Below are 13654 nucleotides of genomic sequence, written 5' to 3'. Positions count from 1 at the left end.
GGACCGGGAGGGATCGGTCCGCGCACTCCACCACCGACCGGTCGCACGCCGGTCGCGCGCGAGTCGCACGTCGGCCGAGCAGGTCGCAGGCCGGTCGCACGCCGCGCCACGGGTATCCGCCGCCCGCCGGCACCGCGCCTCAGGGACGCCGCAGCAGCACCCGCCCCCACCGCGGCCGGTCGGGGCGACGGGCCGCGACCGGACCCGCCACGTACGTGCGCCCCAGGAGCGTCGCGAGCTGCTTGGTCGCGGCGAGCAGGTGCACCGTGGCGTCGGGCTCGTCGGCCCACACGGACGGCGCCGTGAGCACCCGCGCCGCGGCGCGCGCCGCGGGCTGCAGCTCGAGCGCGTGCCGTGCGGTCAGCAGGACGGTGTGCCCGGCGTGCGCGCCGAGCCCGAGCCGGTCACGCACGTGGCGCGGGGCGAGCGACGGGACGGGGCGGCGGTGCGCGCCGGTGAGCCGCGCGGCCACGAGTCCCGCCGCCGCGTAGGTCGAGTGCGGGAAGCCGTAGCACGCGAACGTGACGCCGTCGGCGGCGGAGCGCAGCTCGTGCGCGAGGCGCTCGAGCACCGCGGCGTGGTCGACCGAGCCCGGCACCACGTCCAGGGAGCCGTCGACGTCCGCGTGCCGCAGCGTCAGGCCCTCCAGGTAGTCCAGGGCGACGTGGGCGTCGAACGGCCCGGGTCCCCACGCTGCCACGTCCACCTCCGTCGAACCTGCTGCCCCGCAGGCTCTGCGGCGCACAGCAGCGGGAACCGCAGACGCCGGCGTCGAAGGGTCAGACTGCCGCACACCACCGACATCGCGCAGCCGCATTCCCCCGTGTGCCGGTGCGCGCGGTCGAGGACCGCCCGGACGGGTGTGCCGGCCCTCACACGCGGGCCCGGCCGCGGGCCGTCGGTACGATCCGGGTGCCTGCGGCCCCGCGCCCGGCACCGGGCCGCTGCCGCGCCCCACCCTCGACGCCCGGAGAGACGATGCCCCACCCTCGCCCGCTCACCCGCACGGCGGGCGCGCTCCTGCTCGCGGCCGTTGCCGCCGTCGCCCCGGTGGCCCTCGCCGGTCCCGCGTCGGCCGAGCCGCCGAGCCGCCTCGCCGAGGAGGTCACGGACAGCGCGGGCGTGCTCGACGCCGCCGACCGCGCGGAGGTCGTCGCCGCGCTCGACGACCTCGCCGACCGCACCCCGTACCAGCTCTTCGTCGTCTACGTGCGCACGTTCGACGGCACGAGCGGCGCGGACTGGGCCGACGAGACGGCGGTCGCGTCGGGCCTGGGCCGCGACGACCTGCTGCTCGCGGTCGCCGTCGAGGACCGGCAGTACCAGGTGTCGGTCGACCCGGACCTCGCGCTCACGGACGCGCAGCTCGCGGACGTCGAGACGGACCGCATCGAGCCGGCGCTGCGCGACGACGACTGGGCGGGCGCCGCGGTCGCCGCGGCGGAGGGCTACGCGGACGCCGCCACCGGGGACGCGCTCGGCCCGGACGGGGCGCGCCCGGGTGGGCCCGACGGCGGGCTCGTGCTGGGGATCCTCGGCGGCGGCGTGCTGCTGGTCGCAGGCGGGGTCGGGTCGGCGGCGCTCGTCCGGCGCCGGCGTGCGGCAGCGGCGGTGCGGGCCGAGCTCGAGGAGCTCGACGGGCGCGCCAGCTCGGCCCTCGTCGCCGTGGACGAGGCCGTCCAGGCGAGTGCGCAGGAGCTCGGGTTCGCCGAGGCGCAGCTCGGTGCCGCGACGGTCGCGCCCTTCGCCGCGGCGCTCACACAGGCGCGCACCGACCTGGCCGGTGCGTTCGCCGCCCGGCAGCAGCTCGACGACGGCGTGCCGGACACGGCCCCCGACCGCCGCAGGCTGCTCGCGACGATCCTCGAGACGTGCACGCGGGTCGACACGGCCCTCGACGCGCAGTCCGCCGAGTTCGACCGCCTCCGCGACCTGCACGCACGCGCGCCGGAGCTCCTCGCCGACGCGGCGTCGGGGGCCGACGCGGTGGACGCCCGGGCCGCGACCACGGCGACGACGCTCGCCGACCTGACCGCCCGGTACGCACCCTCCGCTCTCGTCGCCGTGGTCGACAACGTCGCGGGCGCGCGGGCGCTCGCGGACCGGGCCCGGGCGGCGTCCGCGCGCGGCACCGCCGTCGTCGGGTCGGACCGGCCCGCCGCCGTGGCCGCGGCGCTCGAGGGTGCCGACGCGCTCGCGCAGGCCGCCGCGCTGCTCGACGCGGTGGACGCCGCCGCGACCGAGCTCGCGCAGGCACCCGCCCGGCTCGCCGCGGCGTGCACCGCCCTCGAGACGGACGTGGCCGACGCGGCACGGCTGGGCGGGCCGGCCGCACCCGCGGTGGAGGCCCCCGCGGCCCGCGCGCGCGAGGTGCTCGCGCACGCCCGTTCCGCGCAGTCCGCAGCCGACCCGCTGGCTGCGGCGAGCGCCGTGCACGCCGCCGAGCAGGCGCTCGACCAGGTGCTCGACCCGCTGCGCGAGGCCGAGGCCGCCAGGGCCCGGGCGGTCGAGCGGCTCCCGCAGGCGCGTGCTGCGCTGGACAGCCTCGTCGTCGGGGCGCAGGCGATCATCCAGAGCCATCGCACGGTGGTGGGCCCGACCGCACGCACGCGGCTCGCGGAGGCGCAGCGGCTCGCGGAGTCCTCGGTGCCGCTGACCGGAAGCGACCCGGTCGCCGCCCTGCAGGCCCTGGAGGCCGCGCTCGGGCTGGCCGACTCCGCGTACCGCAGCGCGTCGGCGGACGTCGACGCGGAGCGCGCCCGCCGTGCGGCTGCCGCGTCGTGGTCGTGGGAGTCGACGTCGTCGCGCGGCGGCTTCGGCGGCTCGAGCGGCGGCTGGGGCAGCTCGGGCGGATCGAGCGGCGGCTGGGGCGGCGGCTCGTCGCGCCGGTCGAGCTCGTCGTCGCGGCGGTCGTCGTCGCGCTCGTCGTCCCGGTCGAGCTCGTCGCGGCGCTCGTCGTCCGGCCGGAGCCGGCGTGGCGGTGGCGGCCGCTTCTGACGCTCAGGCGCGCGTCGCCCAGAACGCGACCGCCGCGGCGGCCGCGACGTTGAGCGAGTCGACCCCACCGGCCATGGGGATGCGCACGACGAGGTCGGAGGCCGCGACCGTCGCGGGCTTGAGCCCGTGCCCCTCCGCGCCGAGGACGAGCGCGAGCCGCTCGGGCGGGTCGGCGACCAGCTCGTCGAGCGTGAGGGCGTCGTCCGCGAGCGCGAGCGACGCCGTCACGAAGCCGTGGGACCGCAGCTCCTCGATGCCGTCGGGCCACGGGTCGATGCGCGTCCACGGCACCTGGAACACCGTGCCCATCGACACGCGCACCGAGCGGCGGTAGAGCGGGTCGGCGCAGCGCGGCGTGACGAGCACGGCGTCGACGCCGAGCGCGGCGGCGGACCGGAACGCCGCTCCCACGTTGGTGTGGTCGACGACGTCCTCGAGCACGGCGACGCGGCGAGCCCCGGCGCCGCCGCGCGCGGCGGCGAGGACGTCGGCGACGGGCGGCAGCGGCGGGCGGTGCATGGCCGCGAGCGCGCCCCGGTGCACGTGGAAGCCCGTGATGGCCTCGAGCACGGGCTCGTCCGCGACGTAGACGGGCACGGTGGCGCCGTCGTCGGGCAGCTCGGCGAGCATGCGCTCGAGGTCGGGCACCCAGCGGGGCGCGAGCAGGACGGACCGGGGCCGGTGGCCGGCCCGCAGCGCGCGCCCGAGGACGGTCGAGGACTCGGCGATGTAGAGGCCCTTGGCGGGTTCGTGCCGGGAGCGCAGGGCGACGTCGGTGAGCGACACGTAGTCGGCGAGCCGCGGGTCGGTCGGGTCGGTGACGGGCAGCAGCTCCGGGCGTGGCACGGGTCCATCCTCCCAGCCCGGAGAACCGCGCCGACCCCGCCCGGTCGCGACGCGGGGTCAGGCGGGCAGGCGCACCTCGACCGGCCCCGCAGCGGTCCCGTCGAGCGTGAACGCGGCACGCGACCCGGCGGCGGTGACGGCGTACTCCCCGAGGAACCCGTGCACCGGCACGGCGCCGTCGTCGTCGGTCGTCAGGGTCGTCGGAGCGTGCCACCACTCGTCGCGCACGAGCGCGCGCAGCGCGTCGTAGGCGGGCTTGGGCGTGCCGTCGACGCGGACGAGCCCGGCCGGCGCGCCGAGCCACGCGCCCTCGTCGGCGATGCCCCAGTACGTCACCGACGCGACGGACGGGTGCGACAGGAGCGTGCGGTAGTGCCGGACGAGCTCGTCGGCCTGCCGCGCCTCCCCCTCGGGCGTGGAGGGCCAGGAGTCGACGACGTGGTCGTTGAGGTCCTCGATCTCGGGCGGCATGAGCTCGCCGGACAGCAGCGTCGTCTCCGTGAGGTGCAGGGGCAGCCCGAACCGGGAGAACCGCTCGAGGACCCGCAGCGTCTTCTCCTCGCCCCAGTAGCCCTGGTGCATGTGGCTCTGCAGGCCGAGCGCGTCGACGCCGATCCCGGCCTCGAGCACGCCCTCGACCAGGCACTCGTACGCGGTCGACATGTCGAAGTCGTTGAGCAGCAGGGTCGCGCGGGGGTTCGCCTCCCGCGCGGTCTCGAACGCCAGGCGGATCGTCGCGATGCGCCCGCGGTCCCACGCGAGGCGCGTCAGCCCGTTCGGCTCCTTGTCGAACACCGGCATGATGACGACCTCGTTGATCGCGTCCCACGTGTCGACGACGCCCGCGAAGTCGGTGACGTCGCGCGTGATGCGCGCTCGCACCGCGGCCTCGACCTCGTCGACGGGCAGGTCACGCAGCCAGGCCGGCGCGACCGTGTGCCAGGCCAGCGGGTGCCCCTTGACCTCGACGCCACGCTCGGCGAACCACCGGGCGGCCGTCAGCAGGCGCTCGGTGTCGGGGCGTCCGCGCTCGCGCTCGAAGCCGCCCCAGTAGAACGGCAGCGTCGCGGTGTTGAACACGTCGAGCCACAGGTCGGCGAGCGCCGGTGCGGACGCGTTGCTCGCGCCGCCGAACACGGACGGCGCGTCGGCGGTCTCGCCGTTCGCCAGGCCGATCAGGTCGAAGCCGATGCAGCCGAACCGGAAGGCGTGCGCGGTCTGCTCGACGACGACGTCGGTGCGGCGCAGCGGCGTGCCGTCGGGGCCGCGCACCACGAGGCGGGCGTCCGCGGTGCGGTGCGCGAGGGTCGGGTCGGGCACGGGCGGGGCGATGGGGCGGTGCGGCATGGCTGCGGTGCTCTCCTCGGTCGTCGTCGACCGGGACAGCCTGCCATGGATCGATAACGTTATCGAACCGCGTCCACGCTCGCGGACGTCGCGCCCGCCCTCCGCCGCGACGGGCCGGAGAGCCACGCCACCGCGCCCACGCAGGCGAACCCCGCGCCGAGCACCACGCACGCGAGCTCCGCGGGCGTCACGCGACCGCTCGTACCCAGCTCGTCAGCCGCCACGCCGCCCTGATATCCGGTCCAGAGCCCGGCGGCGAGCAGCAGCACGCCGCCCACCACATTGAGGATCCCGATCGTCCGTCGCGACATGCGTCTGCCTCTCCTCGGTCGTTCGCGTCAGTCGGCGGACGAGCCGCCGGTCCGGGAGCCGACCGGCTCACCGCTGTGCGCGCCTGCCACCCGCTGCAGCGACCGGCCCCCGCACCAGCTCGCGACGGCGCCGACGAGCGCGATCACCGGGACCACAAGGAACGCGGTGTGCGCACCGGTCACGTCCGCGAGCGCCCCGAGCGCGAACGGGGCGACGCCGATCGCGATGCCGCCCGCGAGCGTCGCGCGCGCCTGCGCCCGGTCGCCCTGGCCCGGTGCCGCCGCGAGAAGCAGGGCGATCGACAGCGGGTACTGCGCGCCGTACCCGAAGCCCGCGACGACGAGCCCGGTGAGCGCGACCCCAGGCACGGTGGCCGTCCACAGGATCGCCCACCCGACGATCGCGACGAGGAACGCGACCGCAAGCAGGTGTGCGGGACGCACCCGCAGCGACAGCGGCGCGACCACGAACCGGATCGCGGTCATGCCCGCGACGAGGCCCGCGGTTGTCGCGGCGGCGATGCCCGCGCCCGCACCCGTCTGCTCCCGCACGAGATCGGTGGCCCAGTACGTGGTGGCGTTCTCGATCGCGAGCGCGGCGACGATCGCGGCGAGGAACCACCACGTCGGCGCACCGGCCCTGCGCGGCACCTCGGCGAGGTCGGCGCGCTGCGGGTCCGCGGGCGTCGCGTCGGCGGCGGGCTCGGCGGGCGTCATGGCTCCCCCGACGGGCTGCCGGGCGACGAGCACGGCGGTCGCGACCGCGAGCAGCGCGGTGACCGCGACTGCCGGGCGCCACCCGAACCCGGCCGCGACGCACGCGCCGACGGCCAGCGGACCGAGCAGCCCGACGCCGGACCCGACGCCGTTGGCCTCCGTCACGGCCGCCGACGCGGCCGGACCGTGGTGCTGCGCGAGCCCGGGCTGGGCGGAGCTGATCGCGAGGTTGCCGCCGATCGCGAGCACGAACATGCCGACCAGGCTGACGGCCAGCACGCTCGCCGTGAGCAGCAGGACCGTGCCCGCGACGACGACCGCGCAGGCCGCCAGCAGCGACCACCGCCGGCCGCGCGCCCGCACGGAGCGGGGCGTGAGGAACGCGGTGAGGATCGCCCCCGCCGCCATCGCGGTGCCGTGCAGGCCGGCCTGCGCGCCGGTGATGCCGAGGTCGTCGGCGAGCAGCGGCACGCTCGGGTTGAACGAGTAGAGCAGCCAGCCCCACACGACGAAGCAGCCGTACAGCGCGACGGTGAAGCGGTCGCGCTGGAGCCGCGGGTGGGAGGGGGCCATGGCGCCACCCTAGGCGCCGCCGGTGACGCGGCCGACGGGCCCGAGGTCCCGCGGGCGGCGCGGCACCCGGACGGGCCAACCCGCCGCGACGACAGACCCGTCGCGGCGGGGTCGACCCGTCAGAGCGGCTTGCCGCCCGTGACCGCGATGTAGTCGCCGCTCACGTAGCTCGACTCCTGGGACGCGAGGAACACGTAGGCGGGGGCGAGCTCGGCGGGCTGTCCGGCGCGTCCGAGGGGCGTGTCGGCGCCGAACTGGTCGACCTTCTCGGGGTCCATCGTCGCCGGGATGAGGGGCGTCCAGATCGGGCCGGGGCACACGGCGTTGACGCGGATGCCCTTCTCGCCGAGCTGCTGCGCCAGCCCGCGCGTGAAGTTGAGGATGCCGGCCTTGGTCGTCGCGTAGTCGAGCAGCTGCGGGCTGGGCTGCGCGGCCTGGATCGAGCTCGTGCTGATGATCGAGGAGCCGGGCTGCATGTGCGGCACGGCGGCCTTGGTGATCCAGAACAGGGCGTAGAGGTTGGTCTTGAAGACACGGTCGAGCTGCTCCGTGGTGATGCCGAGCAGGCCGTCCTCCTGCGCCATCTGGTACGCCGCGTTGTTGACGAGCACGTCGATGCCACCGAGCTCGCGCACGGTCGTCTCGACGAGGTCGATGCAGACCTGCTCCTCGCGGATGTCTCCCGGCGCGTGCACCGCGCGGCGACCGGCCTCCTCGACGAGCCGCGCCGTCTCGCGCGCGTCCTCCTCCTCCTCGGGCAGGTAGGACAGCACGACGTCGGCGCCCTCTCGGGCGAACGCCAGCGCGACCGCGCGGCCGATGCCCGAGTCCGCGCCCGTGATCAGCGCACGCTTGCCCGCGAGCCGGTCGGCACCCGTGTAGGTCGACTCGCCGTGGTCCGGCTGGTGCTCCATCTGCTCGGTCAGACCCGGGTGCGGGATCTGCTCGGGCGACTGGGCCTCCTCACCGGGCTGCTGCGAACGGGGGTCCTGAGGCGTGGTCTGGTCCGTCATCGATCCATCGTTGGCACACGGGCCGGGGAGCGCCACCGGAACGTGCGTCCAGGTGCGGCGCCCCGCCGAACGCCGCAAGGGCTCACTCGTCGGCGGTGACCGCAGCCGCGAACTGGCTCTCGTACAGCCGCGCGTACGCGCCGCCGGCGGCGAGGAGCTCGTCGTGCGACCCCTGCTCGACGATCGACCCGTGCTCCATCACGAGGATGGTGTCGGCGTCGCGGATCGTCGACAGGCGGTGCGCGATGACGAACGACGTCCGCCCGGCGCGCAGCGCGTTCATCGCCTGCTGGACGAGCACCTCGGTGCGGGTGTCGACGGACGACGTGGCCTCGTCGAGGACGAGGATCGGCGGGTCGGCGAGGAACGCGCGCGCGATGGTGAGCAGCTGCTTCTCGCCCGCGGACACGTTCGCGCCCTCGTCGTCGACCACGGTGCCGTACCCGTCGGGCAGCGTGCGCACGAACCGGTCGACGTGCGTGGCCTGCGCCGCGGCGACGATCTGCTCGTGCGTCGCGCCGTCGACGCCGTAGGCGATGTTCTCGGCGAGCGTGCCGCCGAACAGCCACGTGTCCTGCAGGACCATGCCCATCTGCGAGCGCAGCTCGTCGCGGGTCAGCTCGCGCGTGTCGACGCCGTCGAGCGTGATGCGCCCGGAGGGCACGTCGTAGAAGCGCATGAGCAGGTTGACGAGGGTCGTCTTGCCGGCGCCCGTCGGTCCGACGATCGCGATCGTCGCGCCCGGCTCGGCGACGAGCGACAGGTCCTCGATGAGCGGCGTCGCCGGGTCGTACCGGAACGCGACGTGCTCGAACGTCACGCGGCCGCGCACGGGCCGGTCGAGCGTCGTCGCGGGCGTGGGGTCGGGCGACTGCTCGGGGGCGTCGAGCAGCTCGAACACCCGCTCGGCGGACGCGACCCCCGACTGCAGGAGGTTCGCCATGGACGCGATCTGCGTGATGGGCTGCGTGAACTGGCGGCTGTACTGGATGAACGCCTGCACGTCGCCGAGGCTCATCGCGCCGGAGGCGACGCGCAGGCCCCCGACGACGGCGACGACGAGGTAGTTGAGGTTGGCGAGGAACCCGAGCGCCGGCTGGATGATCCCGGAGATGAACTGGGCCTTGAAGCTCGCCTGGTAGAGGGCCTCGTTGCGCTCCTCGAACGTCTGCGCGGCCTCGTGCTGGCGGCCGAACACCGTCACGAGCGCGTGCCCGGTGAACATCTCCTCGATGTGCGCGTTGAGCTTGCCGGTCCACGCCCACTGCTCGATGAACTGCGGCCGCGACCGCTTGGCGATGGCGCCCGCGACGACGACGGACAGCGGCACGGTGACGAGCGCGACGACCGCGAGCAGCGGCGAGATCCAGAACATCATGACGAGCACGCCGACGACGGTCAGCACGGACGTGATGAGCGCCGAGAGCGTCTGCTGCAGGGACTGCGCGACGTTGTCGATGTCGTTCGTGACGCGGCTCAGCAGCTCGCCGCGCGGCTGGGAGTCGACGTAGGACAGAGGCAGCCGGGACAGCTTGGACTCGACGCGCTCGCGCAGCCGGTAGACGGTGCGCTGCACGACGCCGGCGGTGATGCGGCCCTGCAGCCAGCCGAACAGGAACGAGCCGGCGTAGATGAGCACGACGACGAGCAGGATGTCGCGCAGCCGCTCGAAGTCGATGCCGACGCCGGGCACGGCGCCGGTGCCCGCGAGCATGTCGGCGAGCTGGTCCTGCCCCTGGGCCCGCAGCCCGTCGATCGCCTGCTCCTTGGTCACGCCGGCGGGCAGCTGCCGTCCGACGACGCCGTCGAAGATGACGTTGGTGGCGTTGCCGAGCAGCTTGGGCCCGATGACGGCGAGCACGACGGACAGCACGCCGAGCACGAGGACGGCGACGAGCGGCACGCGCTCGGGGCGCAGCTCGCGCAGGAACCGGCGGCCGGAGCCGCGGAAGTCCATCGACTTCTCCCCCGGCATCCCCATCGACCCCATGGGCCCGGGGCCGCCGCGGGGCGGCCGTCGGGGCACGGCCACCGGGGTCGCGGGCCGGGCGGTCGGCACGGCCGGGTCCGCCGCCGGGGCGGGACGCTGCTCGCGGCTCACGCCGCCTCCTCCGCGCTGACCTGCGAGTACACGATCTCGCGGTACGTCTCGGACTGCTCCAGCAGCTCGGTGTGGGTGCCGACGCCGACGACCTCGCCGTCCTCCAGCACGACGATGCGGTCCGCGTGCCGGATGGTCGCGACCCGCTGGGCGACGACGATCACGGTGGCGTCGCGCGTCTCCGGGACGAGCGCCGCGCGCAGGGCCGCGTCGGTCGCGTAGTCGAGTGCCGAGAACGAGTCGTCGAACAGGTAGACGTGCGGGCGTCTGACCAGGGCGCGCGCGATCGCGAGCCGTTGCCGCTGACCGCCGGACACGTTGGTCCCGCCCTGCGCGATGGGCGCGTCGAGCCCCTCGGGCAGCTCCTCGACGAACGAGCGCGCCTGCGCGACGTCGAGCGCGTGCCACAGCTCGTCGTCGCTCGCACCGGGCCGGCCGAACTCCAGGTTGGACCGCACGGTCCCGGAGAACAGGTACGGCTTCTGCGGCACGAGCCCGATCTGGGTCCACAGCACGTCGGGGTCGAGGTCGCGCACGTCGACGCCGTCGAGCAGCACGGCGCCCGACGTGACGTCGAACAGGCGCGGGACCAGGTTCACGAGCGTCGTCTTGCCGGACCCGGTCGACCCGATGATCGCGGTGGTGCGGCCCGGCTCGGCGACGAGGTCGACCCCGCGCAGCACCGCCTGCTCGGCACCGGGGTAGCGGAACTCCACGCCGCGCAGCTCGACGAGCCCGGGCCGCGCGTCGGGCCCGGTCGGCGGTGCCACGGGGGCCGTCGGCGGCACCACGCTCGTCGTGGTCGTCAGGACCTCGCCGATGCGCTCCGCGGACACCACGGCCCGCGGGAACATCACGAACATCATCGTCGACATCATGACGGCCATGAGGATGTAGGCGATGTAGGACAGGAAGGCCGTGAGCGCGCCGATCTGCATCTCGCCGGAGTCGACGCGCTGGCCGCCGAACCACAGCACGCCGACGCTCGTGACGTTCAGGACGAGCATCACGGCCGGGAACATGAGCGCCATCAGGCGCCCGACGCGCAGCGACGTGTCGAACAGGTCGGTGCTGGCCGCGGCGAACCGCTGCGACTCGCGCTCCTCGCGGACGAACGCCCGCACGACCCGCACGCCGGCGATCTGCTCGCGCAGCACCCGGTTGATCGCGTCGATCCGCTTCTGCATGGACCGGAAGTACGGCACCATCCGCACGACGATCGCGGCGATCACGGCCGCGAGCACGGGCACCGCGAACAGCAGGATCCCCGACAGCCCGACGTCCTCCTGCAGCGCCATGACGACGCCGCCGAGCAGCATGATCGGCGCGATGATCATGAGCGTGAACGTCAGCAGGACGACCATCTGGACCTGCTGCACGTCGTTCGTGGTGCGCGTGATGAGCGTCGGCGCCCCGAACCTGCCGAGCTCCTGCGCGGAGAACGTCTGCACGTGCCCGAACAGCCGCCCCCGCACGTCGCGGCCGAACCCCATCGCGGCCTTCGAGCCGAAGTAGACGGCGATGACGGCGCACACAACCTGCACGAGGCTGACGGCGAGCATGACGCCGCCCAGCCGCAGGATCTCGCCCGTGTCCCCGCGGGCGACGCCGTCGTCGATGATGCGGGCGTTGAGGCTCGGCAGGTAGAGCGTGGCGAGCGTCTGGACCACCTGCAGGACGACGACCGCGACGACTGCGGTGCGGTACGGCCTCAGGTGGTGGCGCAGCAGCGTGACGAGCACGAGCACCTTCTCCCGGTCGCGCGGAGGCCGGGCCCTCGTGCACCGCCGTCCGCTCTGGGCACGCTAAGCCCGTGCCGTGCCCGGGACAACGACATAGGGCCCAGGCCGGGGCGCCGTTCGCGGACGGCGAAGGGCCCCGCGGTCGTCGTCCCGCGGGGCCCTGGCGTCGGCGTCGTCGACGCCGTGAACCGGTGTCGTCAGGCCCCGGACGTCGGCTCGTCCGGCGCGGCGGGAGGCTGGTCGGTCGGCTTGTGCATCGGGACGGCGCCGCCGCCGGGGCGCTGCCCGAGCTCGACGCCCGGGTCGAACGGCCGGCCGCTGAGCGTGCCCGCGCTCGTGGCGTCCGCGGTCGCCGCCGCGGACTCCCGGCGTGCCTCCGCGAGCGCCTGCGCCGGGTCGGTGAGCGCCGTGGGCGGCAGGTCCTCGCCGAGGGGCGAGGTGCCCGCGGGGCGGCCGGAGTCGGCCGTCGCGCCGTCGGCCGGCTCGCCACCGAAGCCGCGCGCGAGCTGGCCGAGCGCGCCCGAGAGCTCCGACGGCAGGAACCACATCTTGTTCGACGGGCTCGCGGCGATCTTCGGCAGCGTCTGCAGGTACTGGTACGCCAGCAGCTTCGGGTCGGCGTCGCCGCGGTGGACCGCGTCGAACACCTGGAGGATCGCGCGAGCCTCGCCCTCGGCGCGCAGGATCGCGGACTGCGCGTCGCCCTCCGCCCGCAGGATCGCGGCCTGCTTCTCGCCCTCGGCGGTGAGGATCTGCGACTGCTTGACGCCCTCGGCCGTGAGGATCGCGGCGCGACGGTCGCGCTCGGCGCGCATCTGCTGCTCCATCGAGCCCTGCACCGACGCGGGCGGGTCGATGGCCTTGAGCTCGACGCGGTTGACGCGGATGCCCCACCGGCCCGTGGCCTCGTCCAGCACGCCGCGCAGCTGGCCGTTGATCTGGTCGCGGCTCGTCAGCGTCTGCTCGAGGTCCATCGAGCCGATGACGTTGCGCAGCGTGGTGACGGTGAGCTGCTCGATGCCCATGATGTAGTTCGCGATCTCGTACACCGCGGACTTCGGGTCGGTGACCTGGAAGTAGATGACGGTGTCGATGCTGACCACGAGGTTGTCGGACGTGATGACGGGCTGCGGCGGGAACGACACGACCTGCTCGCGCAGGTCGACGCCCGCGCGGATCCGGTCGACGAACGGGATCAGCAGGTGCAGGCCCGCGTCGAGCGTGCGGGAGTACCGGCCGAGGCGCTCGACGATCATCGCGACGGTCTGCGGCACGATCCGCACCGAGCGGATGAGCGCGACGACGACGAACAGCAGCGCGAGGCCGAGCACGATGTAGAGGGCGATCTGGCCCACGTTCGTCGTGTCGTCCATGAGACCTCCAAGGGTCCGCCGGCGGGCCGGCGTGGTGGGTCGTGCAGGGTCAGCGGGCGGGGGCGGCACCCGGCACGGGCGGCTGGCCCGAGCCCGCGGCCGCCACGACGGCGGTCGCCCCCTCGATGCGGGCGACACGCACTGGCGTCCCCGGGGCGATGGCGGTGCCCGCCTCGGCGCGAGCGCTCCACACCTCGCCCGCGAGCTTGACGCGGCCACCCTCGACGGTCACGGTCGACATGACGACGGCCTCGCGCCCCACGAGCGCGGCGGCGTTGGTCTCGACCAGCGGCTGGCGCGCGCGCAGGCGGCGCAGCAGCCACGGCCGCAGCGTGAAGAGCAGGAGCACGGCCGTCACGCAGGCGACGGCGATCTGGACGGGCACCGGCGCCCCGAGACCGGCGGCGACACCGCCGGCGAGCGCCCCGCCCGCGAACATCACGAGCACGAGGTCGAGCGAGAGCATCTCGAGGATGCCGAGGACGAGCGCTCCGCTGACCCACCACAGCCAGTCCGCCATCGGTGAGCCTCCCGGTCCCCGCGCGGTCGTCCGGGCTGACCGCGCTGTACACCGATCCTAGAGGATCACTTTGCTTCCGCGTGGGCTTCCTGCGCTCCGGTCGCCCCGCGGCAC

Annotated in this window: 11 protein-coding genes; 1 reads left to right on the top strand and 10 read right to left on the bottom strand. The window is 75.0% G+C overall.

What is annotated here, in order from left to right:
- Nucleotides 1-139: 139 nt before the first annotated feature.
- Nucleotides 140-700, bottom strand: a complete 561-nt coding sequence (locus CELF_RS08735) for a hypothetical protein (RefSeq protein WP_126297699.1) — start codon at nt 698-700, stop codon at nt 140-142.
- A gap of 278 nt (nt 701-978) precedes the next feature.
- On the opposite strand from CELF_RS08735, the gene CELF_RS08730 reads away from it, so the two are divergent.
- A complete protein-coding gene (locus tag CELF_RS08730) occupies nt 979-2997 on the top strand; it encodes a TPM domain-containing protein (RefSeq protein WP_013770889.1) in 2019 nt (672 codons plus the stop codon).
- Between the two features lie 3 nt (nt 2998-3000).
- Here the strand turns inward: CELF_RS08730 and CELF_RS08725 are convergent, their stop codons facing one another.
- The 9 genes from CELF_RS08725 to CELF_RS08685 form a co-directional block, all read right to left on the bottom strand.
- Nucleotides 3001-3843, bottom strand: a complete 843-nt coding sequence (locus CELF_RS08725; protein WP_013770888.1) for a TrmH family RNA methyltransferase — start codon at nt 3841-3843, stop codon at nt 3001-3003.
- 57 nt (nt 3844-3900) lie between these two features.
- Nucleotides 3901-5190, bottom strand: coding sequence for an endo-1,4-beta-xylanase (locus tag CELF_RS08720; protein WP_013770887.1), 1290 nt, complete (start codon nt 5188-5190; stop codon nt 3901-3903).
- A gap of 59 nt (nt 5191-5249) precedes the next feature.
- Nucleotides 5250-5501: a hypothetical protein gene (locus tag CELF_RS08715; RefSeq protein WP_013770886.1), complete on the bottom strand. Its 252-nt coding sequence runs from the start codon at nt 5499-5501 to the stop codon at nt 5250-5252.
- A 27-nt stretch (nt 5502-5528) separates the two neighbouring features.
- Nucleotides 5529-6791 (bottom strand): MFS transporter, encoded by a 1263-nt coding sequence (locus CELF_RS08710; RefSeq protein ID WP_013770885.1) that lies wholly within the window; start codon nt 6789-6791, stop codon nt 5529-5531.
- A gap of 119 nt (nt 6792-6910) precedes the next feature.
- Nucleotides 6911-7804 (bottom strand): glucose 1-dehydrogenase, encoded by an 894-nt coding sequence (locus tag CELF_RS08705; RefSeq protein ID WP_013770884.1) that lies wholly within the window; start codon nt 7802-7804, stop codon nt 6911-6913.
- Nucleotides 7805-7886: 82 nt separating this feature from the next.
- A complete protein-coding gene (locus CELF_RS08700; RefSeq protein ID WP_013770883.1) occupies nt 7887-9905 on the bottom strand; it encodes an ABC transporter ATP-binding protein in 2019 nt (672 codons plus the stop codon).
- Nucleotides 9902-11647: an ABC transporter ATP-binding protein gene (locus tag CELF_RS08695; protein WP_013770882.1), complete on the bottom strand. Its 1746-nt coding sequence runs from the start codon at nt 11645-11647 to the stop codon at nt 9902-9904. The genes CELF_RS08700 and CELF_RS08695 overlap by 4 nt, the downstream gene beginning before the upstream one ends.
- Before the next feature lie 197 nt (nt 11648-11844).
- Entirely contained in the window at nt 11845-13020 is a 1176-nt protein-coding gene (locus CELF_RS08690; RefSeq protein ID WP_013770881.1) for an SPFH domain-containing protein, read from the bottom strand.
- Nucleotides 13021-13069: 49 nt separating this feature from the next.
- Nucleotides 13070-13540: an NfeD family protein gene (locus CELF_RS08685; protein WP_013770880.1), complete on the bottom strand. Its 471-nt coding sequence runs from the start codon at nt 13538-13540 to the stop codon at nt 13070-13072.
- Between the last annotated feature and the right edge of the window lie 114 nt (nt 13541-13654).

This window comes from Cellulomonas fimi ATCC 484 (assembly GCF_000212695.1).
GTDB lineage: Bacteria > Actinomycetota > Actinomycetes > Actinomycetales > Cellulomonadaceae > Cellulomonas > Cellulomonas fimi.
This window is presented reverse-complemented; position numbering and strand designations above follow the sequence as displayed.

What these genes read in the sequence shown, in the direction of transcription:
- CELF_RS08730 (WP_013770889.1), top strand. Translation starts at nt 979, where the DNA reads ATGCCCCACCCTCGCCCGCTCACCCGCACGGCGGGCGCGCTCCTGCTC.
- CELF_RS08720 (WP_013770887.1), bottom strand. Translation starts at nt 5,190, where the DNA reads ATGCCGCACCGCCCCATCGCCCCGCCCGTGCCCGACCCGACCCTCGCG.
- CELF_RS08715 (WP_013770886.1), bottom strand. Translation starts at nt 5,501, where the DNA reads ATGTCGCGACGGACGATCGGGATCCTCAATGTGGTGGGCGGCGTGCTG.
- CELF_RS08710 (WP_013770885.1), bottom strand. Translation starts at nt 6,791, where the DNA reads ATGGCCCCCTCCCACCCGCGGCTCCAGCGCGACCGCTTCACCGTCGCG.
- CELF_RS08705 (WP_013770884.1), bottom strand. Translation starts at nt 7,804, where the DNA reads ATGACGGACCAGACCACGCCTCAGGACCCCCGTTCGCAGCAGCCCGGT.
- CELF_RS08690 (WP_013770881.1), bottom strand. Translation starts at nt 13,020, where the DNA reads ATGGACGACACGACGAACGTGGGCCAGATCGCCCTCTACATCGTGCTC.
- CELF_RS08685 (WP_013770880.1), bottom strand. Translation starts at nt 13,540, where the DNA reads ATGGCGGACTGGCTGTGGTGGGTCAGCGGAGCGCTCGTCCTCGGCATC.